General features: G+C 43.2%; 23 protein-coding genes. 20 read left to right on the top strand and 3 right to left on the bottom strand.

Going from position 1 to position 24,138, the window contains the following annotated elements:
• The 11 genes from RDW05_RS08785 to rpmA all read left to right on the top strand — a co-directional run bounded on the left by RDW05_RS08785 (position 1) and on the right by rpmA (position 9,739).
• The gene (locus tag RDW05_RS08785; RefSeq protein ID WP_307978714.1) at positions 1-246 is read left to right on the top strand and encodes a DUF6061 family protein; all 246 of its coding nucleotides are present in this window, start codon (positions 1-3) and stop codon (positions 244-246) included.
• A gap of 169 nt (positions 247-415) precedes the next feature.
• Positions 416-1,486 (top strand): DNA adenine methylase, encoded by a 1,071-nt coding sequence (locus RDW05_RS08780; RefSeq protein WP_307978713.1) that lies wholly within the window; start codon positions 416-418, stop codon positions 1,484-1,486.
• Positions 1,487-1,497: 11 nt separating this feature from the next.
• Complete coding sequence (locus tag RDW05_RS08775) at positions 1,498-1,752, top strand: hypothetical protein (RefSeq protein ID WP_307978712.1); 255 nt, start codon at positions 1,498-1,500, stop codon at positions 1,750-1,752.
• A gap of 20 nt (positions 1,753-1,772) precedes the next feature.
• Positions 1,773-2,648 (top strand): type II restriction endonuclease, encoded by an 876-nt coding sequence (locus tag RDW05_RS08770; RefSeq protein WP_307978710.1) that lies wholly within the window; start codon positions 1,773-1,775, stop codon positions 2,646-2,648.
• Positions 2,648-3,394: a DNA methyltransferase gene (locus tag RDW05_RS08765; RefSeq protein ID WP_307978708.1), complete on the top strand. Its 747-nt coding sequence runs from the start codon at positions 2,648-2,650 to the stop codon at positions 3,392-3,394. Before RDW05_RS08770 ends, RDW05_RS08765 begins: the two co-directional genes overlap by 1 nt.
• A 40-nt stretch (positions 3,395-3,434) precedes the next feature.
• Entirely contained in the window at positions 3,435-6,008 is a 2,574-nt protein-coding gene (locus RDW05_RS08760) for a TrlF family AAA-like ATPase (protein WP_307978706.1), read from the top strand.
• 369 nt (positions 6,009-6,377) lie between these two features.
• Positions 6,378-7,130: an EFR1 family ferrodoxin gene (locus tag RDW05_RS08755; protein ID WP_307978705.1), complete on the top strand. Its 753-nt coding sequence runs from the start codon at positions 6,378-6,380 to the stop codon at positions 7,128-7,130.
• 121 nt (positions 7,131-7,251) lie between these two features.
• Positions 7,252-8,667: an Rne/Rng family ribonuclease gene (locus RDW05_RS08750; protein ID WP_303680011.1), complete on the top strand. Its 1,416-nt coding sequence runs from the start codon at positions 7,252-7,254 to the stop codon at positions 8,665-8,667.
• A 129-nt stretch (positions 8,668-8,796) separates the two neighbouring features.
• Entirely contained in the window at positions 8,797-9,108 is a 312-nt protein-coding gene (rplU, locus tag RDW05_RS08745) for a 50S ribosomal protein L21 (RefSeq protein WP_009145437.1), read from the top strand.
• A gap of 5 nt (positions 9,109-9,113) precedes the next feature.
• Positions 9,114-9,440, top strand: coding sequence for a ribosomal-processing cysteine protease Prp (locus RDW05_RS08740; RefSeq protein ID WP_307978703.1), 327 nt, complete (start codon positions 9,114-9,116; stop codon positions 9,438-9,440).
• 5 nt (positions 9,441-9,445) lie between these two features.
• Positions 9,446-9,739 (top strand): 50S ribosomal protein L27, encoded by a 294-nt coding sequence (gene rpmA, locus RDW05_RS08735; protein ID WP_021720615.1) that lies wholly within the window; start codon positions 9,446-9,448, stop codon positions 9,737-9,739.
• Positions 9,740-9,850: 111 nt separating this feature from the next.
• Here rpmA and RDW05_RS08730 read toward each other — a convergent pair whose 3' ends face one another.
• Both RDW05_RS08730 and RDW05_RS08725 read right to left on the bottom strand, forming a co-directional pair.
• On the bottom strand, positions 9,851-11,038 hold the full coding sequence (locus RDW05_RS08730) for an iron-containing alcohol dehydrogenase (protein ID WP_307978702.1): 1,188 nt from the start codon (positions 11,036-11,038) through the stop codon (positions 9,851-9,853).
• A gap of 199 nt (positions 11,039-11,237) precedes the next feature.
• Entirely contained in the window at positions 11,238-12,170 is a 933-nt protein-coding gene (locus tag RDW05_RS08725) for a DMT family transporter (RefSeq protein WP_307978700.1), read from the bottom strand.
• 468 nt (positions 12,171-12,638) lie between these two features.
• Here RDW05_RS08725 and nrdD point away from each other — a divergent pair, with 468 nt between their 5' ends.
• Together nrdD and nrdG are read left to right on the top strand one after the other, a co-directional pair.
• The gene (nrdD, locus tag RDW05_RS08720; RefSeq protein ID WP_307978698.1) at positions 12,639-14,765 is read left to right on the top strand and encodes an anaerobic ribonucleoside-triphosphate reductase; all 2,127 of its coding nucleotides are present in this window, start codon (positions 12,639-12,641) and stop codon (positions 14,763-14,765) included.
• An 18-nt stretch (positions 14,766-14,783) separates the two neighbouring features.
• A complete protein-coding gene (gene nrdG, locus RDW05_RS08715; RefSeq protein ID WP_307978696.1) occupies positions 14,784-15,323 on the top strand; it encodes an anaerobic ribonucleoside-triphosphate reductase activating protein in 540 nt (179 codons plus the stop codon).
• Between the two features lie 100 nt (positions 15,324-15,423).
• Here nrdG and RDW05_RS08710 read toward each other — a convergent pair whose 3' ends face one another.
• Positions 15,424-16,041, bottom strand: coding sequence for an HD domain-containing phosphohydrolase (locus RDW05_RS08710; RefSeq protein ID WP_307978694.1), 618 nt, complete (start codon positions 16,039-16,041; stop codon positions 15,424-15,426).
• Between the two features lie 565 nt (positions 16,042-16,606).
• Here RDW05_RS08710 and RDW05_RS08705 point away from each other — a divergent pair.
• The 7 genes from RDW05_RS08705 (at position 16,607) to RDW05_RS08675 (ending at position 23,790) form a co-directional block, all read left to right on the top strand.
• Positions 16,607-18,199: an AAA family ATPase gene (locus RDW05_RS08705; RefSeq protein WP_307978693.1), complete on the top strand. Its 1,593-nt coding sequence runs from the start codon at positions 16,607-16,609 to the stop codon at positions 18,197-18,199.
• Between the two features lie 249 nt (positions 18,200-18,448).
• Positions 18,449-19,228, top strand: a complete 780-nt coding sequence (locus tag RDW05_RS08700; protein WP_363316422.1) for a basic amino acid ABC transporter substrate-binding protein — start codon at positions 18,449-18,451, stop codon at positions 19,226-19,228.
• 97 nt (positions 19,229-19,325) lie between these two features.
• Complete coding sequence (locus RDW05_RS08695) at positions 19,326-20,093, top strand: basic amino acid ABC transporter substrate-binding protein (protein WP_307978692.1); 768 nt, start codon at positions 19,326-19,328, stop codon at positions 20,091-20,093.
• Positions 20,094-20,145: 52 nt separating this feature from the next.
• Positions 20,146-20,796 carry an amino acid ABC transporter permease gene (locus RDW05_RS08690; protein ID WP_009146117.1) on the top strand — a complete coding sequence of 217 codons (651 nt, stop codon included), beginning with the start codon at positions 20,146-20,148 and terminating at the stop codon, positions 20,794-20,796.
• 8 nt (positions 20,797-20,804) lie between these two features.
• The gene (locus RDW05_RS08685; protein ID WP_044484609.1) at positions 20,805-21,524 is read left to right on the top strand and encodes an amino acid ABC transporter ATP-binding protein; all 720 of its coding nucleotides are present in this window, start codon (positions 20,805-20,807) and stop codon (positions 21,522-21,524) included.
• An 82-nt stretch (positions 21,525-21,606) separates the two neighbouring features.
• Positions 21,607-23,217: a gamma-glutamyltransferase family protein gene (locus tag RDW05_RS08680; protein ID WP_374111028.1), complete on the top strand. Its 1,611-nt coding sequence runs from the start codon at positions 21,607-21,609 to the stop codon at positions 23,215-23,217.
• Between the two features lie 216 nt (positions 23,218-23,433).
• Complete coding sequence (locus RDW05_RS08675; protein WP_307978690.1) at positions 23,434-23,790, top strand: molecular chaperone Hsp90; 357 nt, start codon at positions 23,434-23,436, stop codon at positions 23,788-23,790.
• Positions 23,791-24,138 lie beyond the last annotated feature (348 nt).

Genomic DNA, 24,138 nt, shown 5'->3' with positions numbered 1-24,138 from the left:
ATGAAAGTTATATCTTGTGAGTTCAACATCGACACCGCTTGCGTGGAGCTTTGGCTGGAGGGCGGAACGCTGATTGCCATTGATTGCACCGCTGTGGAAAACGAGGTAGCCGACAATATTTACGAGCGGTCTGAGCTGGACTATTTCACTTACAACGCTCCGCTTGAATATGCGGACTTGATACTCAATGGCGATCCTGCGAAGTATCTGAAAACCGTGACCGTGTATAAGCCTTTTGAAAACTGATTATGGTGAGTGGACATTTTGTCCACTCACCATACCGCCGCCCGTGGGAGCAATCCTACGGGCAGTTTTCTGCATAGTCACAAAAAAGTTACATACTAATTTTCGAAACGGTATTGCAATTATTCGAGCATTAGAATATAATATTACTATTAAAATAGGAGGTATGGCTATGGAATTTATGTCCGCAAGAGAAGCTGCTGATAAATGGGGGATTTCCCAAAGACGAGTTGCTGTCTTATGTTCTGAAAACCGAATTGATAACGCTACTATGATTGGGAATATGTGGATTATACCTACTACGGCAGAAAAGCCGATTGATGCAAGAATTACTCGCTATTCGCAGAGCGATGGCAAAAAAGTTAAACCGTTTTTGAAATGGGCTGGTGGCAAAGGGCAACTTCTTGCTGAGCTTGAAAAGTATTATCCTTTCGGGGATGGAACAATCATCAAGTATGCAGAGCCGTTTGTAGGCGGCGGTGCTGTGCTTTTTGATATTCTGAGTAAATACGACTTAGAAGAAGTGTACATCAGCGATATTAACGCCGAGCTTATTAATACCTATCGTATCATTCGAGACGATATAGACGAGCTTGTAGATATGCTGATGGTTATGCAGAGCGAGTTTGTCCCGATGGATACAGAGCATCGCAAGATCTACTATATGGCAAGGCGTGAACGCTTTAATGATTTGAAAGTCAACGGCAACGAAGCCGTAAATATTGAGAAAGCAGCCTTGATGATTTTCCTTAACAAGACCTGTTTTAACGGCTTGTTCCGTGTCAATAAAAAAGGATTGTTTAATGTGCCTATGGGCTCCTACAAAAATCCGATGATTTGTGATGAGGACAACCTTAGAGCTGTATCTGAAAAGCTCCAAAGAGTACAAATCATTTGCGGCGATTACAGAGAATCTGCAGAGTTTATTGATGAAAACACCTTTGTTTATTTCGACCCTCCGTATCGTCCTATCACCAACACAGCAAGTTTTACGGCATATACAGAAAACCTGTTTAATGACGAAGAACAGATTGAACTTGCAAAATTTGTTGATGATATGAATAGAAAAGGCGCAAAAATTGTAATCAGCAATTCCGACCCTAAGAACTCCAACACAGAGGATGATTTCTTTGATAACATTTATTCGTCCCATAGGATTAAGCGTGTTGAAGCGACCCGCATGATCAACTGCAACAGCGGGGCAAGGGGAAAAATTAAGGAACTTTTGATATCTAATTTCTAAGGAGGATAATTATGATTTGCAACAAAAAACATCGTTATTTGAAAGAATATGATAAACTTCCAGACGCACAGGATAATCAGTATGGTGATAGACACATTTGTGCTGGATGTGCATACGAAGAAGGCTTGCGTGATGGTTTAGCTGGGAATACACCTCAAAGAGATCTTTCTCATTTACCATTTAGCCAAGCAGGCACAGTTCGCCATAAGGATGCTAAAGCTGCGTATGATGCGGGTTATGCCGAAGGTCGAAAAAGAAGTTCTTAATACTGGAAGGGGTTAAAATAATGCGTAATTTTAATGCTTGGTTAGCCAGTTTCCGTGACAGCATTGCGGATTATGGATATTACATTGATTTCGAAAAAGTCCACCGCAATGTCGATGGTATCAAGGTGGAGTTGAATATTCTCAATTCCCTTATTGGCTCCAAAAACATAAAAGAGGATTTTAAGGCTCTGATTAAAAAATACCCCGAAGTATTAAAATGTATTCCTCTGCTCTTGGCTGTCAGAGCGAATGAAATTTACTGCCAGGACGAGAACGGAGGATACCTATATCAGTTTGATTTTGGCAAATATCCTCCGAATAGCTATGCTCACTATGAACGCTATTCCTACTTTATGGACCATACTGGTCTATTTGATTTGCTGTCAAACCACATCATAAACAACCTCGTCGATTACGCCACTGGTGTTGAAACAGGGCTTGATTCCAACGGTCGTAAAAACAGAGGCGGTCATTTGATGGAGGACTTGGTAGAAAGCTTTATCAAAAAAGCTGGATTTATCAAGGGCAAAACTTACTTCAAGGAAATGTACATACATCAGATTACCGATAAATGGGGTGTCGACCTTTCTGCCATTTCCAATCAAGGCAAAATGGAAAAGCGTTTTGATTTCGTTGTCAAAACGCCTACTATGATTTATGGCATTGAAACCAATTTCTATGGTAGCGGCGGCAGCAAGCTCAATGAAACAGCGCGCAGCTATAAAACGCTGGCTCTTGAAACAGATACTATTGATGGATTCGCCTTTGTGTGGTTTACAGACGGCAAGGGATGGACAAGCGCTCGTAATAACCTTGAGGAAACCTTTGATGTAATGGAGAACATTTACAGCATCAAAGACCTTGAGGATGGCATTATCACAGAGGTTTTCAAATAATGGCAAAGAAAATTACAAAATGGGAACCGGAGGACTTTGAGCTTGAAATGACTACGCATTGGTCTTTTCCAAAGCGTGGCGATTGGGCTACCCACGATGCAAAATGGCGTGGAAATTGGTCCCCGTACATTCCGAGAAACATTCTATTGAGGTATTCTCAAGAGGGAGATTTAGTGCTTGATCAGTTTGCCGGTGGAGGTACAACACTTGTTGAGGCAAAGTTGCTCAACCGTAATATTATCGGTGTCGATGTCAATGACGTTGCTCTCGCACGATGCAGAGAAAAGATTGATTTTGAATACGAAGGGGCTAACGGCAAGGTTTATATCCACAAGGGCGATGCTCGGCATTTAGATTTTGTTCCCGACAGTAGCATTGATCTTATTTGTACTCACCCGCCGTATGCTGATATTATTCAGTACAGCGAGGATATTCCGGAAGACTTGTCACTGTTGAAAGTAAAGGATTTCATTGAAGAAATGAAAATGGTAGCCAAAGAGAGCTACCGTGTGCTGAAAAAAGATAAGTTTTGTGCTGTTCTGATGGGCGATACCCGTCAAAAAGGCCATATGATCCCTATGTCTTTTGAGGTTATGCGTGTTTTTGAAGATGCAGGATTTAAGCTAAAAGAGCTTATAATCAAGGAACAACACAACTGCAAAGCTACGGGGTATTGGAAAACAAACAGCGTGAAGTATAACTTTTTATTAATTGCTCACGAGTATCTGTTTGTGTTTAGAAAGTAATATTCAAAATAAAAAGAGGTATTGGAAGAGGGGTGATGGTATGTTCGAGACAGGATTGCAATATGTTCGTGCTGATTTTCATTTGCATACGTGTAAAGACAAAGAATTTATTTATTCTGGCGAACAAAACTCTTTTATAAACGATTATGTTTCTGCACTAAAAGAAGCTAATATAAATATTGGAGTAATTACAAACCATAACAAGTTTGACAGAGAAGAATATAAGGCTATTCGTAAGGCTGCAAAAAAGCAAGATATATTTATTCTTCCGGGAGTGGAATTAACTGTCAAAGAAGGGGCAAACGGAATTCACACGCTAATTGTGTTTGATCCGGATGAATGGTTTGAAAATGGTAATAATCATATTCAAACTTTTTTAACAGCAGCATTCGCCACAATCACTAATCCTGAAAACCGTAATACCAAAAGCATATATGACCTTAAAAATGTATTTGAGCAGTTAAACGCTTATGGACGAGATTATTTTATGCTATTCGCTCATGTAGATCAGAATAGCGGTCTGTTTAGTGAATGTAAAGGCGGATTGCTTGAATCTTTGGCAGGATTTACGCCTTTTAGAAATCGTGTTCTTGGCTTGCAAAAATCCAGAACACGTGATAATCTCACCCAATTTGAACGGTGCTGTGGTTATTTGCCTGCTCTTGTTGAAGGTTCTGATCCCAAGTCTATCACAGATATAGGAAAGGGCGATAAATGCACATATTTGAAAATTGGTGAATATTCGTATGCTGCAATTAAATTTGCTTTACAAGATCACAGAGATAGAGTCAGCGAAAATATCCCTGATAGCAAACACGGATTTATAGAGTCAATATCGTTCCAAGGTGGAAAATTTGACGGGCAAACAATAATGTTTTCCCGTGAGCTGAATACACTTATTGGCATAAGAGGTAGCGGAAAATCATCTGTTTTAGAAGCTGTTCGATATGTTTTGGGTCTTACAGCGCAAATGGACAAAGAATACAAAGATTCTCTCGTTAAAAATGTCTTTGGTTCCGGCGGCAAAGCAACGTTAAATGTAATAGATAAACATGGCAAACGATATGCTGTCAGCCGAATATTTGGAGAGCGGATAAATGTTCTTGATGAGAATGGCAATGACTTAAATATAAATCCGATCAGCTTGTTCGATGGGGTTCAATATTTTGGTCAAAAAGATCTATCCAGCAGTGCAGATCACGAAAACGGTCTGTTGGAAAAATTGATTAGTGGCAGAATTGGTCAACCCTCTAATTTGGATAGCTGTGTAAATGAATTGATCAGAACAGTAGAACGTTTGCTGGATGTGAGCAAAATTCCACAGCAAATGACCGAAGTTACGACATTACAAACCGAACTTGAGCATAAACTTTCTATTTTCGAAGAAAAAGGTGTGGCGGACAAACTAAAAAAGCAAAGCGGTTATGCTACTGACACCACAAAACTTGATGCGGTAAAAATTAAAATAGACGCTATTTCACGTGATATTCGTAATGCGTTTTCAAAGAACGCTGTTGCATCAAATGCTTTGGATGGCTACAGCAGTGACTTTAATAAAGACATATTTGAAGATGTTTCCAGAGTATTATCGCTAATAGATGTTCAGCTCACACAAATCGGTTCTTGCATTGCTGAAATTGATAAACAACGTAGTGGTATGGAAAACATCATATCCCGTCTGAAGGAGCGAACTGATAGTTTAGCAGATAAATTCGCTGAAATTAAGAGGGAGATCAAGGACGAGACTTTGGATGTTGATAGTTTTGTCAAGATGACCGCTGATCTACAAAAAATCAAAGAAAAGCTAAAGCAATTAAGCGAAGAAGCTTCCTCTAAATCAAAAATAGAAGCATCATTTACCAAGGCAATACGAGAGCGCAATGATGCTCTGTTAGCAACCTATAACGCTTATAAAGCTGAAACCGAACGTATTAACAAGAATCAAACCGAACTACGAATTAAAATCACATTCAAAGGAGATCGAGAAGGTTTTAAATCTCAACTGAAAAATGATTTCAAGGGTACTGGTGTCTCAGATATTAAATATCAAGCAATTTGTGATGCCTTTACTGATTATGCGGCGATCATAGAAGATTGGATTATTTCTAATGGTGGTAAACTGAAAAGCATCGTTACCTCCGGCGAATATGTAAAAATGGAAGATAAGCTTCGAAATCAATATGAGGAATTGTTGGGCAGACAAGTTGAAAACAAAGTAGATATTTATTATCATGGAAAACTGTTGCGACAACACTCGATTGGTCAACGAGCGTCAGCACTTATACTGTTCATAGTGACACAGGATGATAATGATATTATCTTCATTGATCAACCGGAAGATGATCTTGATAATAAGGTAATCTATGACGAAGTCATCACCGCTATTGCGCAGAAAAAGCCTTATATGCAGTTTATATTTTCTACGCATAATGCAAATATCCCTGTGCTTGGTGATTCCGAAAGAGTGTTAGTTGTCGAGTTTCAAGAAACCAAAATTGATGTTACCCAAGGTAATATCGACCTGGATTCTACACACAAACAAATTGTTGACATTATGGAGGGCGGCAAAGAAGCATTTGATAAGAGACAACTTATCTATACTTCTTGGCGTTAAAGTTCCACCACTCGTGGCAACGTTTTGGCAACAAAAAATCAGATAGCCCATGCTACCTGAATAATGAAAGCAATATAAATAATCTGTGCTAAATCTCATAAGCAAACCTGTTTAGAATAGGTTTGATGGGAGCGAGTTCGAATAATTTCTGACACAATATTATAGTAAAAAATAATCCCTTAGCTGTGGGTATAAAACTCATAGCTAAGGGATTTTTGTGTCTGTACATATTTATGCGCTGGCCATATTCTGCTTTTTGTTTTACAATAATATCAGGTGATGCATAATTATTGCTTAAGAGGAAAAACTTTTTGAAGAGGCTGCATTTAAAATTATTATATGTATGCACAAAGCAAAGGAGGACGAAAAATGTCAGATAAAATGGAGGTTTATTATTTCAGTCCCACGGGAGGAACGAAAAAGGTGAGCGATATTTTTGCCGCTGCCGTAGGCAAAGAGGCAGTATGGCATGATTTGGGAGATAAGCAAACGGCAATAGAACAGCCGCAAGGCGAACTGATTGCAGTTGCGGCTCCTGTTTTTGCCGGACGGATTCCTTCTGTTGTAAGTGAAAAAATAAAAATGCTTGCCGGTGAGGGAAAGCAGGCTGTAACTATCGCTGTTTATGGTAACAGGGCCTATGAAGATGCGCTGCTGGAGATGAATGACATTCTGATTCAAGGCGGCTTTACGGTAATAGCTTCCGCTGCCTTTGTGGCGCAGCATTCTATTGTGCCGGAGGTTGGCGCCGGCAGACCGGATGCTGAGGATGAAAAGGAAATCCGCATATTTGCAGAGGAGGTTAAGAACAGTACTTCTGCAGAAAATATTCATGTACCAGGCAATCGCCCGTATAAGCCGGAGATGAAGGTGCCGGCAGCGCCGCTTTCGCTGCCATCCTGCACTGCGTGCGGAGCATGCGCTAAAATCTGTCCGATGGATGCTATAGCAAATGAGGATGGCAAGATGGTTACGGATGCAGCAAAATGTATTCTTTGCATGGCCTGCATTCATGTATGTCCTAAGCAGGCAAGAATTCTTCCGCCACCATTGCAGCAAAAAACAGATAACATGCTTGCTGCATTCAAGGATGTCAGAAACAAGAATGAGGTGTTTTTCTAAGAGCTTTTGCTTATATGCGCTCTAACGGCTTTTTAACATACAGAAATGCCGTTGCTTTTGCCAGCAGGCGCAATTTATGCTACAATATAATATCATGATTATTTAAGAGCGGAGAGTAGCGATGATAGCTAAAATAATTATAAGCGCCAATGAAGACGAAACCCGTATGGGGTTGCTGGAAAACGGAATATTGATGGAATATCTGGTAGAGCGCAAGGAAGAGCAGCATCTTGTAGGCAGCATATTTAAAGGTAAGGTCTGCAATGTAGTCCGTGGCATTCAGGCTGCCTTTGTTGATATCGGCCTGGAGCAAAATGCATTTCTGTATCTGGGCAATAAAAAGAATGTTACAGAAGGCCAAAGTCTGATAGTGCAGATATCTAAGGATGCACGCGGTACCAAAGGTCCTACCGCTAACCGCGAAATTACCTTGCCGGGACGCTATGTTGTGCTTTTACCGCAGGCAGATTATGTGGGCATTTCGCGCAAGATTACCGACAAGGAGGAACGCGAGCGCCTTAATATGATTTGCGAGGGTGTGCGTCCTGCCGGCATGGGTATTGTGGTGCGCACGGCGGCAACCGGTGTTGCGCGTGAGCTTCTGGAGCGTGACGTGCAGGAGCTGGCGGCTGACTGGAAGGTGCTGGCGGCTCGTGAGCGTGTGGCGAAGGCTCCCTGCCTGCTGAGGCGTGAGCTTGATCTGCCGATTCGTATTGTGCGCGACTATCTGCGTCCGGAGCTGACGGAAATCGTGATTGATAATCTGCCGATTTATAAACGTGTAGAAGAGCTGCTGGCCGAGATGCCGCAGGCACAGGATATCAGGGTAACGCTGTATCAGGGGCTGGAGGATATCTTTGAATATCACAAGCAGGGAGAAGCAGTTGCCGGCATCAGTGACAGACAGGTGACGCTGCCTAGCGGCGGTTATCTGGTTATTGACCATACTGAGGCGATGACTGTTATTGATGTTAACAGCGGCAAGTTCAGCGGACGCGAAAATCTGGAAGAAACGATTATGCAGATTAACCGTGAGGCGGCGCTGGAGATTGCACGTCAGCTGCGTTTGCGTGATATAGGTGGCATTATAGTAGTAGATTTTATTGATATGCATACCGATAATCACAAAAGAGAGATTATGAACTCTCTGCAGCAGGCGCTGAAGGGAGACAAAATGCATCCTAAGGTGCAGGATATCACGGTGCTGAATTTGGTGGAGATTACCAGAAAAAAATCGCGTCAGAATTTATCAAGTGTATTATATACTCCCTGCCCGGTATGCAACGGCAGCGGACGTGTGCAAAGCAGAGAAAATCTTTCTTTGGAAATCAAGCGTCGTCTGCGTACTTTGCTGAAGCGTCGCAGCAGCTCAAAGAATCTTTTGATTACCGCTAATCCCTGGCTGGCAGAGTGGCTTGTAAGCAAGGATTTGCGTGCCTGGGAACGGGAACTGGCCTGCTCCCTAAAGGTTGAGGCAGATGCTTCCCTGCATGTAGAAAGTTTTATGATTTTAGACAACAGTGGTGTTGACAAATAGCAGACATTAAGGTAAAATATTCCAGTATGGACTGATTTGGTCCGTCCCCAACCGCGCAGAGAGGTTCTGAAAATCCCTGGCGTCAGGGTACCGTATTTGGCGAGTCTATCATTAAGGGAGGTGCAATAGATGTACGCAATTATCAAAACTGGTGGCAAACAATACCGCGTAAGCGAAGGCGAAACTCTGCAAGTTGAAAAACTGAACGCAGAAGTTGGCGCTGAAGTAGTTTTTGAAGAAGTTCTGACCGTTGTAAATGATGCTGATGTTAAGATTGGCAAGCCCGTAGTTGAAGGTGCAAAAGTTGTTGCTAAAGTTGTTGAACACGGCAAAGCAGACAAGATTTTCGTTTTCAAATACAAAGCTAAATCCAACTACCGTAAACGTCAAGGTCATCGTCAACCGTTCACTACTGTTGAAATCACCGCTATTAACGCATAATTTTTATGGTAAGTGTTGATTTATTCAGGAACAAGCAGGGTATGATTACCGGCTATAAGGTCAGTGGTCATGCAGGTTACAGCGAAGAAGGCTCAGACATTGTCTGCAGCGCGGTTTCCGCTCTGACGCAGGCTCCCTTGCTTGGCTTGGAAAAACATTTGAAACTCAATCCGTCCTATGTCGTTAATCAGAAGGACGGAATCTTCGAGGTAGCATTGAACAGTGCTCCTACCGACCTGACAGAGGCTATATTGCAAACCATGATTTATGGAGTGGAATCAATAGCGCGTCAGTGTCCGCAATATGTTCGCATTCAAGAACATAGGAGGTGAAAGTAATGTTTGAAATTATTCTGCAATTACATGCACATAAAAAAGGTACTGGTAGCTCCCACAACGGTCGTGACTCTAACGCACAACGTCTGGGTACCAAAGCTCATGACACCCAGCTGGTAACCGCTGGCAGCATCATCGTTCGTCAACGTGGTACTAAATTCCATCCGGGCAACAATGTTGGCATGGGCAAGGACTACACTATTTATGCTAAGGTTGAAGGTCGCGTTAAATTTGAACGCAAAGGCCGCGACAAACGCCAAATCAGTGTATATCCTGTTGAAGAAGCAGCAATGTAATCTTCATAAAAATTACTCCGTAACCCTTGAGTTACGGAGTTTTTTGTATTTCCGGCACTAGATGAAAAAATGCTTCCCCGCAAAGGGAAGCATTTTGGTTTTAGTAACAGATTATTTTGCCGCGCGGTAGATATTTTCCATATCTTCAATAGTCAGCACCTTAAACTGGCCGATGGTGCGCGTATTCATGAAGCTACATTTATATGCCAGCTCTTTGATTTCCTCTTCTGTAAGGTCCTTGCCTGTCAGTTCGTGAATGCTGGTAGGCATACCGATATGACGGAAGAAGCTTTCCATTGCAGCGATACCTTCCAAAGCTGTAGCTTCGGGATTGCGGAAGTTGTAGGGAATATGGAAAACGTTAGCTGCCAGCTGGGCAAAGCGGCCGATGTTTTCTTTATAAACGTAGCGTGCCCAACTGCCCCATACTGCTGCCAGGCCTGCACCGTGAGCAACGCCGAACATGCTGCTCAGCTCGTGCTCCAGCTGGTGGCAGGACCAGTCGCCGAAGGTGCGGTCACCGGTGGTTTCGTTGTGTGATAGGGTACCGCTCCACATGATTTCGGCGCGGGCGTCGTAATTATCCGGCTCCTTGAGTGAAATTTTAGCATAGCGCATAACATTGCGCAGCAATGTTTCGGCGATGCCGTCGATTAGTGCCAGCTGATGTGTGGCAGGAGCGGTAAAATAACGCTCCAGGGTGTGCACCATGATATCAGTGCAGCCGCTGGCTGTCTGGTAGGCAGGCAGCGTATAGGTAAGCTCAGGGTTCATAATAGCGAATTTACAGTAGCCGTAATCGGTAGAAAGGCCACGCTTGAGCATACCGTCTTCGTTGGTGATAACGCTGCAGTTGCTCATTTCGCTGCCTGCTGCCGCAATAGTCAGCACAGCGCCGAGCGGAGCGCAGGCGGTAATCTCTTTTTTCTTAGCATAATAATCCCACACATCTCCGGGGTTAGCCAGGCCGTAGCCAATGCCCTTGGCGCTGTCGATAACACTGCCGCCGCCGACTGCGAGAATAAAATCAACGTTTTCCTCACGGCAAAGCTCTACGCCCTTCTTAACCATGGAAAGCTGCGGATTAGGCACAACACCTCCCAACAGTACGTATTCCAGCCCTGCGTCCTGCAGGCTGGCGCAGACGCGGTCCAGCAGTCCGCTTTTCTTGGCGCTGTGACCGCCGAAGTGTACGAGTACCTTGTGGGCACCGTAATATTTACACCATTTACCTGCTTCATTTTCGGTATTTTTACCGAAGATTATCTGTGTAGGTGCGTGAATCTGAAAATGATCCATAATATCAGCTCCTTGCGAGTAATAAATTAGCATTGACTAAATGCGATAGAATAATAACAAAAAAGACTGCCTAGTGTCGTAGGCAGTCTCTCTCAAAACAAATCTGGAGAGGACTGAAATACGGCTATCAGAAATCTCTCGTTCTTTGCTTATTATAGGAAATAATATTTTCTTTGTCAATTTATTTTAAGTGTAAGGCTTAGCGCTTCTTTAATCCCAGTATTTCCTCCGGCAGCTGCGCCAGGGTAATAGCTGCAAATACCAGAGCACAGCCAAAGATTTCACGGCTGCTCATAGCTTGCCCCAAAATAAGCCAGCCGCTTACCAGTGCGAAGGCTGATTCCAGACTCATCAGCATGCAGGCAACCAGGGAGCTGACATGCTTCTGACCTACAATCTGCAGTGTGTAGGCTACGCCGCTGGACATAATACCAGCATAGGCGATAGGTGCCCAGCCTGCAACGATATTACTCAGAGAAGGGGTTTCAAAAATAAACATCAGCACACCATTGATTACAGAGCAGGTCATGAATTGGATAAGCGACAGGCGTACACCATCAAGGTTTTTGATGATATTTTCTATAGCAATAATCTGCGCAGCGAAGCAGAAGGCGCAGATAAGGGTATATAAGTCCCCTTTGTTGATAGAAAAGCCTTCGTTGATGCAGATGAAGTACATACCTACGGCAGCTACAGCAACACTGATGCCTTGCAGCAGGGAAACAGAGCGACGGTAGAAGATATAGCTCAATACTGGCACAAGGATAATGTAGAGTGCTGTAATAAAGCCGCTTTTACCGACAGTAGTGTACATAATGCCAAGCTGCTGAAAAAAACAGGCGAGTGAGAGGAAAAAGCCGCAGGTAATACCGCCTTTGATTAAACGGTCTTTATAGATAGGATCATCACTGCCTAAAATAGTAAAGCGTTTACCAGCTTTTTTGTCGAACAATAGGCAGCAGCCAAATAAAAAGACAGTAGCCAGAATACTGCGTGCACAGTTAAAGGTCAAAGGCTCAGCGTAATCGCCACCAACGCTTTGTGCAATGAAGGCAGTGCCCCAAATGAAGGCACACAAGGTGAGCATAAAAACGCCGCGTGTACTGTGATTATTTTCTGTTGATTTTTGCATAAACAACACCCCTATAACAAAACAATAAGATAAAAAATATTATACCATATTTTGTGATGCGTGTACAAAGGTAACAGCTTGAAAAATCGCTGTTGAGCGTAATAATTTGGACTATTTTTTTGCAGAACATTCTCTCGCGCGGGACTTTTTTGTAAAGCAATTGGCGGAAAAAGACAAAAATAAAGCTAAGTGCAAAGTTGGCAAAAAAATCGTCTACAAGCAAAAAAATATCAACATATTGATGAATTTATCTTTGACACCCACGATATATTGTGGTAGAATAAAGCTACCGAAAATGCTACGCTTAACCGTAGCTGTTTTTTATGAAGAGGACAAGGCTTTGACCGTTACGGTCAGAGCCTTGAATAACGTATAGGAGTATTTTAAGAATAACTTATGGGATTTTGTTCTTATACGAAGAATTGAATTTATAGCTTTGATTTTTACAAGAAAGGATGCTGAAAGGTTATGAAAGTAATTAAGCGCGATGGTAAGACAGTAGACTTTGATGCCGCTAAAATTGTTGTTGCTATTCAAAAAGCTAATGCTGCCGTGGAACCGGAATTTCGTATTGAGGAGGATAAAATCCAGGAAATTGCGGATAGCGTACAATCTCGTAACCGTATGCGCCTGCTTGTAGAAGACATTCAGGATATGGTAGAGCATAGCCTGATGGATGCCGGTAAGTTTGAATTGGCAAAGCAGTATATTATTTACCGTTATAAACGTGCTTTGGTGCGTAAGGCTAACACTACCGATGATTCTATTCTGTCCTTAATCCGCAACAGCAATAAGGACGTAATGGAAGAGAACAGTAATAAAAATGCAACGATGGCTGCTACTCAGCGTGACCTGATTGCAGGTGAGGTTTCCAAGGACCTGACGAAGCGTATCATGCTGCCGGCCAAGATTTCCAAAGCGCATGAAGAAGGCGTGCTGCATTTCCATGATGCTGATTATTTTATTCAGCCTATTTTCAACTGCTGCCTGATTAATATCGGCGATATGCTGGATAACGGCACTGTTATGAACGGCAAAATGATCGAAAGCCCCAAAAGCTTCCAGGTTGCCTGCACTGTTATGACACAGATTATTGCTTCTGTTGCTTCCAGCCAGTACGGCGGTCAGTCTGTTGATATCCGTCATCTTGGCAAATATCTGCGTAAGAGCTACGAAAAGTTTAAAAAGAGCATCAAGGAAACCTCCGGAGGCAACATTGATGACGAAACTCTGGAGCGTCTGACAAATGAGCGCCTGCGCTACGAGCTGAAGGGCGGCGTACAGACCATTCAGTATCAGATCAATACCTTGATGACCACTAATGGTCAATCTCCGTTTGTTACCCTGTTTTTGAATCTGCAGAAGGATGATCCGTATCTGAAGGAAAACGCTATGATTGTGGAAGAAATTCTGCGTCAGCGTCTGCAGGGCATTAAAAATGACAAGGGCGTTTATGTAACCCCGGCCTTCCCGAAGCTGGTTTATGTTCTGGATGAGCATAACTGCCTGAAGGGCGGCAAGTACGATTACATTACACGTCTGGCAGTAAAATGTAGCGCTAAGCGTATGTATCCCGATTACATCAGCGCCAAGAAGATGCGTGAAAACTACGAAGGCAATGTATTCTCCCCGATGGGCTGCCGCAGCTTCCTGTCTCCCTGGAAGGATGAAAACGGTAACTATAAATTCGAAGGTCGCTTCAATCAGGGCGTAGTTTCTCTGAACCTGCCGCAGATTGGCATTGTTGCCAAAGGCGATGAGCAGAAGTTCTGGAAACTGCTGGATGAGCGTCTGGAGCTGTGCTTTGAAGCGCTAATGTGCCGTCACAATGCGCTGAAGGGCATTAAGAGCGATGTCAGCCCTGTACATTGGCAGTACGGTGCTATTGCCCGTCTGGGTAAGGGCGAAACTATAGACAAGTATCTGGAAAACGGTTATTCTACCATTTCTCTCGGCTATATCGGCCTTTATGAGCTGACCAAGCTGATGAAGGGCGTAAGCCATACCGATCCTGCAGGCGAGGATTTTGCCCTGCGCGTTATGAACCGTCTGCGCGGTGCCTGCGATAAATGGAAGGCACAGACAGGTCTGGGCTTCGGTCTGTACGGTACACCGGCAGAAAGCCTTTGCTACCGCTTCGCACGTATCGACAAGGAACGTTTCGGCACGATTGAGGATGTTACCGATAAGGGCTACTATACTAACTCCTATCATGTTGATGTACGCGAGAAGATTGATGCTTTTAGCAAATTTAAATTTGAAAGCCAGTTCCAGAATATTTCCTCCGGCGGTGCGATTTCTTATGTAGAAATTCCTAATATGCGTCACAACACCGAAGCATTGGAAGAGGTTGTCAAATTCATTTATGATAACATCCAGTATGCGGAGTTTAATACCAAATCCGATTACTGCCATGTTTGCGGCTTTGATGGTGAAATTACCATTAATGATGATAATGAGTGGGAATGCCCCGCATGCCACAACAAGGATCACTCCAAGATGACGGTTATCCGCCGTACCTGTGGTTATCTGGGAGAGAACTTCTGGAATGTAGGCAAGACCAAGGAAATCAAAGCCAGAGTAATGCATCTGTAATTTGCGAGGTGAGGGCGTATGAATTACGCAGAAATAAAAAATCTGGATATTGCTAACGGACCGGGCTTGCGTGTATCGCTGTTTGTCAGCGGCTGTACGCATCATTGCAAGGGCTGCTTTAACCCGGAATCCTGGAATTTTAATTACGGCCAGCCTTTTACGGAAGCAACGCAAGAGCGTTTGCTGGAGCTGTTGGAGAACGAGCACATCCGTGGCCTGTCGCTTTTGGGCGGCGAACCCTTTGAGCCTGCTAATCAGGCAGCACTTTTGCCGTTTTTACGTAAGGTAAGGGAACGCTTTCCCAAGAAGGATATCTGGTGCTACAGCGGTTATAATTTCGAAAAGGATATGCTGACCGGTAATCTCGGTCCTTGGGAAATCACTGAGGAAATGTTGTCCTACATTGACGTACTGGTAGACGGAGAATTTAAGCTGGAGCTGAAAAATCCTAATCTGCGTTTTCGCGGCAGCGAAAACCAACGTGTAATCCTGGTGCAGGAATCGCTGCAGGCAGATGGGATTGTACAATGGGATGATGGCGAAGGCTTAAGCATTTAGTAATATACAAAACAATAAACAGCAAAGCTTCCCGGCATAAAGATGCAGGGAAGCTTTGTAAAAGAAAATAGCATTGTCGGTCTTTGCAGGACTGACAATGCTATTTTAGTTGTGTGCGTAATGATTGTGGGATAACTGATTCAATAAAGGCTTTAACTATTGCCGGATCAAAATCGAGGCCTGCCTTGTTCTGTAGCTCGATGATAGCGTCGGCGTGAGTTTTTTGCCAATGCTGGGTGCAGGGGTTAAGGTTGCGGTCATAATAGTTGGCAACAGCAACTATGCGTGCACCGATAGGAATATTTTGGCCCTTAAGGCGTTTGGGATAACCGGTGCCATCCCATTTTTCGTGGTGGGCGCGAATGATATCGCTGATGGTATCAAAGCCGGGAATGTTCTCCAACATGCTGGCGCCTGCGATGCAGTGACGTTTATAAATAGACTGTTCGCGCGTAGAAAGAAACGGCAGCTTAGCCAAAATAATATTGGGTACGGAAAGCTGACCGATATCGTGCAGCAGTGCTGCTGTTTTTATCTGCGAAACCTCGCTGGCAGGCAGACCAAGCTTAGCGGCAGTGCTGGCAGAATAATTGGCAACCTGCTGGCTGTGCAGATAAATTTCACTATTTTTAATTTCCAGCATTCTTAAATAGAACTCGCAGATATCCTTCGTCAGGCGAGCATCTGCAAAGTCCAGACATTGTGGTATAGCAATCATAAAGCGTATTTCCTTTTTATCCGTTCAATATCGAGTACAAATAGTATAGCACTTTTTGACAAAAGATAAAAGTATGCAGAGCTATTGACTTGCAAAAAAAATTTTTTCCCATTATAATAGATAGGACAACTCAGGTCTGTGGTTGCAAGTCGATGCCAGTTGCAGGCGAAACGATCCACGTAAGCAGCAAAATTTTGCTGTGAGCACGGTGCAGCTTAGAAGTAAGTCCTGCCGCAAAAAAATTATGGGCGAGAGAGGTAGTAGTGGGGAGCGGAATGCTTAGGAGCGAACCTTCCAGCAGGCGAGTGTGGGGGCGAAAACCAGGTCAGCTGAGTTGTTTTTTGTGCAAGAAAACAAGATGAAGTAAATTGGGAATTGTTTTACATATGGGGATTATGAAGCAGGAGAGGATTTTGAAGAAAATTCTCTCCTGTTGATCTTAATATGGCTATTTACTCCTTGTCTGATATTAAAGTAATGCTTTATACTGTAATTAGTTAGCATGGTAATAGGTAGATTGTTATTGTTAGTGTGTTAAATTTGTAGTCTATACGAGGTGATTTTTATGGATGAAAAATTTAAGCAGATTAGAATTGTAGATATCGATAAGCTTGATGTTTATCAAGATAAACGTAATTGCTATTCTGAAATAGAGAATTTCGTGAATAGCCATAAGGGCACTAAGGGACAGATTTGTACTATAGGTGGTTTGCTTTCTACCGGGAAAACGGTACTTCTTAATCAGATAGCGAAGGAACTGCACGCAAAAGGTCATAAGTGTTTATATCTTAGTTGTTCTGATGAATATGCAAATATTATTCAAGATCGTGATAATAATGTCGTTCATAGACCAGAAATCAAGGAATTGTATGGATTATTAGATCAGGCGATTAAAGAAAATTATAAGTATATTTTTATAGATGAGATAACTTTTATTAAAGATTTTGTTGGTCAGGGTAATGTTTTGTCTAATTATTATGCTAATCAGGGCTTGAATATTATTGTTACGGGTACGGATTCTCTTAGTTTTATATTGGCTACGCAAGATTGTTTGATGGACAGGATGAAATTAATTCACACTTCTTATGTTTCTTTTGCGGAGTATAATAGATTATTAGGCAAAGGTCTTGATGATTATATTCAATTTGGTGGAACATTAAAAGATGAATCACCTTATAAGGACAGAGATGCTACAAGAGAATATACTGGTAAGGCTATAGTGAAAAATATAATTCGTTCGGTTTGTGGAAACGAACATATGGATCCTCAAGCACTTACTTTGTTATATTCAGAAGAAGAGCTTGTCTCGACTATTCATAGATGTGTTAAGCAGATGCATCAGGATTTTCTTGTTTCTGCAATTACTAGAAATAACGGCGCTTTTGAATCACAGCCTTTACATCTTGGCATTAATAATACTCGTAGTTTCCTTTATAGCAGGCATATGCTTGACGAGCAGATAGAAAAATCTTTAGCTGTCTTGAATAAAAACAAAATAAAAGTCAATATGATGCAAGAAGACGAAGATGTTATAAAAAAATTTCTTGAGGATTTGGATTTGGTATTGACTATTCCAACATATCTTTCGGTAAAAGGGGAGAATCCTGTTCGGGAAAGGAATATGCAGATTATAAGTCAGGCTGGTATAGTTTATTGTCATGCTACAGATTTACTTAAATTACTTATTAGTGATGAGCATTGGAAAAATTTAGAAGTGTGCGGCTTAGAGAATAAGGAAAAATTCATAGAAAAAGCAGAGCGTGAAATTAAAGGTGCTATTTTAGCAAACCATCTTATCTATGATACCTATAAGGCGCTTCATGAAAATTATTATGTGACGAAAATTAGTAGGAATTCTGATGGTAAAGAGGTTAACCTGGCTATAGTTGATAAGCAGTCCAAGGATACATATTTGTTTGAAGTAGGGTATTCACAAAATAAAGCTGATAATCAGGTTAAAAATTTAGTAAACGAAGATTTCAATAATTATATTGAGGAGAGCTTTGGTAAAATAAAAGGACGTTACGTTATTTATACTGGCGAGAAAGACAGTGTTGAATCAGCTTTGGGAGAAATTAAGTTTTTTTCTGCAGAACTATTTTTAAAAAGTGTTGTTAATGTAAATAACGTCGAGAATTTATTAGATTTGCTAAATTAAGAAGTCAGATGGTATGAGAATGATTTGCCCCAATAGCATTTCTTTATTGACCATGATTCACTCTACGTAATGGTGATAGTAATGTCTTTTTTTTGTTACCTAAATTACAGTTTGCCGCAAAATGAAAAAAAATGCGGCAAATTTTTATTTTTATACTGTTTTTTTCATAAAAATACTTTACCTTGCGGGAATTTAGGTATATAATGTACGTATCTCAAAAATGGCTTACAATATCGAAAGGGGAAATTGATGATGAAGAAGATTTTGTTTTTAGTTATGGCAGTTTTGGCTGCTGCTTCTATGATGATTGCCGGCTGCGGCGGTGGCGATAAAAAAGCTGCTGAACCGGAAAAGGTACTGCGTGTAGGCACAGAGCCTACCTTTGCACCTTTTGAATTTCAAAAAGAGGGTAGCAAAAGCTATGATGGCTTTGATATGGATCTGGCACGTGCTATCGGCAAGCAAATGGGCTACAAGGTTGAAATTGTCAGCATGGGCTTTGATGCTTTGATTCCGGCACTGAACTCCGGTAACATTGATGTTGTTGCTGCAGGCATGAGCATTAATGAAGAACGTCAAAAGGCTGTTACTTTCTCTGAACCTTATTATACTTCCGGCCTGATCGTTATGGTAAATAAGGACAACAACGAAGTTAAGAGCGTTAAAGATCTGGAAGGCAAACGTATTGCCTGCCAAATCGGTACTACCGGTGAAAAGAATGCCAGAAACGTTGCTAACGCTAAAGTAACTGCTTTCAACACTAATGATGAAGCTGTTATGGAACTGAAAAACAAAGGCGTTGATGCGATTATCAATGATAGTCCTGTAGTTGGTTATTACCTGGCACAGGGTGGTAACACCAGCATGAAGACTGTTGGCGATATTATGGAAGCAGAGCAATACGGTCTGGCTGTTAAAAAAGGTAATGATAAGCTTGCGGGCGAAATCAACAAGGCTTTGGCTGAGTTGAAGAAAAATGGTGAATATGACAAGATTTACAAAACCTGGTTTGGTGAAGTAAAGAAATAATATTTTGTTCACTACGGAGCACGACAGGGTTTAATTGCCGGACGTGCTCCGTTTGATATTAAAAAATTAGAAAAGAAAAAATGAGGGGGACCAACAAATGAAAAAGGTATTAGTATTTTTAATGATGGCTATTATGGCCTGTAGCATGCTGCTGACCGGCTGCGGCGGGGAGGAAAAAAAGGCGTCTGACAGCGCTAAGGTTTTGCGTGTCGGCACTGAGCCTGTATTCGCACCGTTTGAATTTCCTAAAGAAGGCAGCAAGGATCTGACCGGCTTTGATATTGAACTGATTGAAGCTCTTGGCAAGCAAATGGGCTACAAGGTTGAAATGGTAAGCATGGGCTTTGATGCTCTGATTCCGGCGCTGAATTCCAACAATATTGATGTTGCTATTGCCGGTATGACCATTACCGACGAACGTAAAAAGGTTGTTGATTTTACCGAATCCTATTACACCTCCGGTCTGATGATTATGGTACGTAAAGACAGCAATGTAAAATCCATCGATGATTTGAAGGGCAAAACTATTGCCTGCCAAATCGGTACTACCGGTGAAAACAAATCCAGAACTGTTGAAGGCGCTAAAGTAAAGGCATTCAATACTCAGGACGAGGCTTCTCTGGAGCTGAAAAACGGCGGCGCTGATGCTGTAATCGGTGATGCACCGGTTATTGAATACTATATGACCAAAGCAGGCAAGGACTTTGCTAAAACTGTTGGTGAAAGAATGGAAGCTGAGCCTTACGGCATTGCTGTTAAAAAAGGCAGCAAGCTGGCCGGCGATTTAAATAAAGCTTTAGCTGAATTGAAAAAGAGCGGCGAATATGATAAGCTTTATACTAAATGGTTTGGAGAGAAAAAATAAGCAGTGGTTCTCTCCAGCCTGCAACTAAGAATTTAGAAGGGATTGGGAGAATATGAATTTTGAGCTTATGGCAAATTCGTTTCCGCTTTTGCTGGCCGGTGCCGCTATTACCGTAGAGATTACGGCGATGAGCGTTACCTTCGGTCTGCTGATTGGCTGCATGATCGGTATTGCGCGCTTGTGCAGCATTAAGCCGTTGCGTTATTTTGCCAATGTTTATGTCGATTTTATCCGCGGCACCCCGCTGTTGGTACAAATCTTCCTCGTGTATTTTGCGTTGCCTAATATTATCGGCAGCCGTGTTGATCCGTTTGTGGCAGCAATTTCCGCCTGCTCCATCAACAGCGGTGCGTATGTTGCCGAAATCTTCCGTGCAGGCATTCAGTCTATCGACAAGGGCCAGATGGAAGCAGGCCGCAGCCTCGGTATGACCTGGGCGCAGACTATGCGCTATATCATCATGCCGCAGGCCTTCAAGCGCATCATTCCGCCTTTGGGCAATGAATTTATTGCGATGCTGAAGGATTCCTCTCTGGTTTCCGTTATCGGTTTCGAAGAGCTGACTCGTCGCGGCCAGCTGATTATTGCCCGTACCTACGCTTCCTTTGAAATCTGGATGGCTGTAGCTATTATCTATCTGATTATGACCTTTGCTGTTGCAAGGTTTACCGGTTATCTGGAGCGGAGGTTTGACACGAAATGAGCAAGGAAATGATTGTAATCAAAGATCTGAAGAAAAGCTTTGGTGATCTGCACGTACTCAAGGGTGTAAACCTGACTATTGCGGAAAAAGAGGTTGTTGTTATCATCGGCCCCAGCGGCAGCGGTAAGAGTACTCTGCTGCGCTGCATCAACTTTTTGGAGGAGCCTACTGGCGGCAGCATTGTTATCGACGGTATTCCTCTGAACGGTGAGGCTAATATCAACGAAATCCGTAAGGAAGTCGGCATGGTATTCCAACGCTTTAATCTGTTCCCGCATATGACTGTTATGCAGAATCTGATGCTGGCACCGATGAAGGTACGCGGCGTTTCTAAGGATGAAGCAGAAAAGACTGCGCATATGTACCTGAAAAAGGTTGGCATGGAAGACAAAGCCAACAATTATCCTGATCAGCTCAGTGGTGGTCAACAGCAGCGTGTTGCAATTGCGCGTGCCCTGTGCATGAAGCCGAAGGCTTTGCTGTTTGACGAGCCTACCAGTGCTCTTGACCCGGAAATGGTTAACGAGGTTCTGGATGTTATGAAGCAGCTGGCTAACGAAGGCATGACCATGGCTGTTGTTACTCACGAAATGGGCTTTGCCCGTGAGGTTGGCGACCGTGTATGCTTCGTAGACGGTGGCAAGATTTTGGAAGAGGGAACTCCTGAGGAGATTTTTGGCAATCCGAAAGAAGAACGCACCAAAAACTTCCTGTCCAAGATTTTATAATTACTTGATTTTTATTAAAAGCACATCTGTAAAGGTGTGCTTTTTTCAACTAATCATCATTTATGGAGTGATAATTATGCAAATGCAATTCGACGGACAACAATATCCCTATGCCTCACGCCGTCGCGTAGTTTATGGCAGACGCGGTATGGTCTGCACCTCGCAGCCATTGGCCTCGCAGGCGGGCCTGCAGATTTTGCAGCAGGGTGGTAACGCTATTGATGCAGCCATCGCGACAGCAATTTGTCAGACCGTAGTGGAGCCTACGAATAACGGTCTTGGCAGTGACTGCTTTGCGATTGTTTGGGTAAAGGATAAGCTTTATGGTATTAACGGCAGCGGTTATGCACCGCAGAACCTGACGGCGGAGGCAGTGCGCGCTGCAGGACATACAGAGAAAATGCCGTTCAGAGGCTGGCAGGCTGTGACTGTTCCGGGAGCACCTTCAGCCTGGGCTGAGCTGCACAAGCGTTTCGGCCGTCTGCCCTTTGCGCAATTATTTGCCCCTGCTATTGATTATGCGGAAAACGGCTATCCTGTTTCACCGATAGTAGCACGCTTTTGGCAGGAGGGCATCGAGGCGCTGGCGCCGTATAAGGATAATCCTGCGATTGCGCCATGGTTTGCAACCTTTGCACCTAAAGGTGTGGCACCTCGTACAGGTGAATTAGTGCGTTTGGCTGACCATGCCAAAACACTGCGCCTGTTGGCGGAAAGCTACTGTGAAAGCTATTATCGCGGTGAGCTTGCCGAAAAAATTGTCGACTTCAGCGAAAAGACCGGCGGTTGCCTGACTTTGGCGGATTTGGCTGATTATCGTGCGGAATTTGTTGAACCTGTGCATATTAATTATCGTGGTTATGATGTGTGGGAAATGCCGCCAAACGGTCATGGTATTACAGCGCTGATGGCTTTGAATATATTGAAGGGCTTTGAATTCGACGGACGTGACAGCGTAGCAACACTGCATAAGCAGATAGAAGCTATGAAGCTGGCTTTTGCCGATGGCATGCAGTATATTGCCGACCCGCGCTATATGCGCACTAAGGTAGAGGCGATGCTGAGCGAGGAATATGCAGCCAAACGCCGTGCGCTGATTGGCGAGCAGGCCTTGCTGCCGGAAGCAGGCAAACCTTTCTGCGGCGGTACTGTGTATCTGTGTACTGCTGACGGCGAGGGCAATATGGTTTCATTTATCCAGAGCAACTACAAAGACTTTGGAAGTGGCGTTGTGCTACCGGGTTATGGCATCAACTTTAATGACAGAGGCGCAGGCTTTAGCTTAGACGAATCTTCGGATGATTTTCTGCTGCCGCGCAAAAAGCCGTATCATACAATTATCCCCGGCTTTTTAACTAAGGACGGCGAAGCAGTCGGTCCGTTTGGTGTTATGGGTGCCTATATGCAGCCGCAAGGTCATGTTCAGGTGCTGATGAACACGATTGATTTCCTGCTGAATCCGCAGGCTGCGCTGGACGCACCGCGCTGGCAGTGGATTGATGGGCGCGAGGTGTGGCTGGAGGACCGCTTTGCGCCGGAGGTAGTGGAAGAGCTGCGCAAGTTGGGGCATGAGGTGCGTGTAATGAGCGATTACACCAGCTTTGGCAGGGGCGAAATTATTTGGCGCTGCCCTGACGGCGTACTGGCGGGAGCAACGGAGCCGCGTGCTGACGGAACTGTGGCTGCCTGGTAATTTTATAAGTTTGGTGTATTAGTAGAATATTCTCGGCTGTATGCAGTGTTAAAGTAATTTTTTAGTTGTTTTCCAAAGACTGACCAGACACATGATACTACAATAGTAACCTTGTGGTAACTAGCGCACGTGAAAGTGCGTACTTTACAGGACTGCAATTTGGTACTATGATATGTACAGATGATGCGCAACGCATCACGAGGAGGTTAACAGATTATGAAACAAGAAATGTTAGATTTTGTTAAAGAAAAAACTGCAGCTTTAATTGCTGCTCATAGCTGCAGCGCTGAAGCAAAGGCTGCTGCTGAAAAATGGCTGGCAGCTGTTGGTACTGCGGAAGAAGCAGAAGTAACCAAGGCTTATATTGCAGAGCTGGAAGCAGATATCATGCCGATAGACGGGCTGATTGCTTTTGCCGGTTCCGAAGCAGGCGTTGGCGTTTTTGGCGCTGAACTGGCTAAAAGTATTCTGGCACATGCTAAGGAAATCAAGGCTGCCGGTGCTGCATATTGCGATTGCCCGGCCTGCGCTGCCTGCAAAGCAATTCTGGATAAAAAGGCAGAGCTGCTGTAATTAATCTTCAAAAATAACATTGACCGCCCGTATCTCAGGTGAAGTGGAGATGCGGGCGGTTATAATTTTTAAAAAGCATTTCTCTTTGGAGCGTCTGAGATGAATCGAACCTCCGCACACGGTTCCGGAGAAATAGTATGCTTGTTATGTAACGAATTTCAAAGCTATAAACTATTGGTCTTTAGCTGTTGGATATAGTATAATAAACATAGAAAAAGTGCTACCGATAGACGGTTGCCTTTAGAAAATATTAGTTAAAAATAACCGCTCGTTTTCCTAGGACTGGGCGGTTATTTAGTACCATATAAGTGTAAGAGAAAAAGTATGTTGCTTTACTCTCGCACTTAT

Origin of the sequence: uncultured Phascolarctobacterium sp., from assembly GCF_902463975.1 — a bacterium.
GTDB lineage: Bacteria > Bacillota > Negativicutes > Acidaminococcales > Acidaminococcaceae > Phascolarctobacterium_A.
Note: the sequence above shows the minus strand (reverse complement) of the source record. Positions and strands in the feature narration are given on the sequence as shown.